1 protein-coding gene is annotated in these 1,844 nt (G+C 62.9%); it reads right to left on the reverse strand.

What is annotated here, in order from left to right:
• Positions 1-91: 91 nt before the first annotated feature.
• A complete protein-coding gene (gene ltrA, locus WT24_RS02050; protein ID WP_060030818.1) occupies positions 92-1,462 on the reverse strand; it encodes a group II intron reverse transcriptase/maturase in 1,371 nt (456 codons plus the stop codon).
• Positions 1,463-1,844: the final 382 nt, after the last annotated feature.

Genomic DNA, 1,844 nt, shown 5'->3' on the forward strand with positions numbered 1-1,844 from the left:
GATCGGGATAGGGGCGGTCAGAGAGTCTGACCGATCCCCTCCCACACCACCCGGCATGCGGGTCCGCACCGGGCGGTTCGAGCAGTTGAGGTCATGAGAGTCGAGGCACGCCGAGACGGTCGAAGTAGGCGATCGGCATGGCACGGTTCAGCAGCCAGCGGCTGTTTCGCCACCAACGCCGACTGTTCGCCGCCACCCGGTAGGCATCCTCCTTCGAGGCACCCAACGCCAACAACTCCCGGTACATCGTCGTGCCCCGACGCCAGTGCTTAAGCTGCATCGCACGCAACCGGTGCCTGATCCACTCGTCGAGTTCACGGAACACTCGCGGCGTCTGGGCAAGCTGGAAGTACGCCTTCCAACCCGGCATATAGGCCTTCAAGCGCTCCACTACTTCCGCCAAGCTCCGCCCTCCCAGGCGGCCGGTCAGGTCTCGGATGCGTTGCTTAAAGGTCTCCAGTGCCTTTCGGGCCACCGCGCATTTGATCCGCTCGCCCGCACTGAGCCACAGTTCATAGCCCAGGAACTTGCGACCGGTCGCCTGTGCAACCGCCGTCTTGGCCTCGTTGACCTTCAGATGGAGTCGATCGTAGAGCTTGCGCAAACTATTCAGCACTCGTTCGCCCGAGCGGCGACTGCGCACGTACACATTGCAGTCGTCGGCGTAGCGCACGAAGCGATGGCCTCGCGTCTCCAGTTCCCGGTCCACCTCGTCCAACAGCACATTGGCCAGCAGCGGCGACAGCGGCCCGCCTTGCGGCGTACCTTCGTGACGCTCCATGACCACCCCGCCATCCATGATTCCGGCCACAAGGTAATGACGGACCAGCCGCAGCACGGCCTTGTCCGCGATCCGCCTCGATAGCCTTTCCATCAGAATGTCGTGATTGACCCGATCAAAGAACTTCTCCAGATCCACATCGACTACCACCCGCAAACCATCCTGCACATGACGCTGCGCCTTCAGCACCGCGTCACGCGCTCGACGTCCCGGCCGGAAGCCGTAACTGTGTTCGGAGAAGGTGGGATCAATAATGGGCTGCAGAACTTGCAGCAGGGCTTGCTGGATCAGTCGATCCGTCACCGTCGGTATCCCCAGTTCACGCATCCCGCCTCCGGCTTTCGGAATCTGAACGCGCCTTACCGGCGCGGGCCGGTAACTGCCGTCCAGTAACGCTTCCCGAATCCCGTGCCAGTGCGTCCTCAGGTACTCCGCCGTCTCGGCAATCGACTTCCCATCCACCCCGGCACTGCCGCGATTGGCTTTGACGCGTTTCCACGCCATCACCAGATTCGCTCTCGCGAGCGCCTGCGAGAGCAGGTCATCTCGCCCTGAACCTCCGGTTTCGAATCGCGCCGGCCGCGCTTCATCACGCACTACTTCAGGCTCGGCTTCACCTCGCCCTCCCGCGTTGCGCCCCGCACTCGCGGGCTTCTGATGCACTGCACGTTCGAGCGACACGGCCTTCGGCCCTCCTACTCGTTCGGCCCTTCGCCCACAACCGGCAGCTACTACGGCCTCTGCTGACTTCTCGCTCCGGCTTGCCGCCGTCGCCCTTTCAGGCGTGAGGCGAGATCTCCCCAGGTAAGAACGCATTCCTTCATCGCACAACCGCCGCATCTACGCCGCTTCGCCTTGATCACGAGAGCTTCGCGGTTACGTGCCCGCTCGCCCTGCTCGGCAGCGCCTTCTATACGGTTCTTGTCCATCGGCTCGCGATTTACGCTCCACGCTTCCTTCCCACACTCGGTCACCCTCATGCAGTTGCGCTTCACTTCATTTGCCGTGATCAGCTTATGGCGGGACTTCCACCCGCAGGAATGCGCCCATGCTGGGCGCACAC

The organism is Burkholderia sp. MSMB1078WGS (genome assembly GCF_001528895.1).
Classification (GTDB): domain Bacteria; phylum Pseudomonadota; class Gammaproteobacteria; order Burkholderiales; family Burkholderiaceae; genus Burkholderia.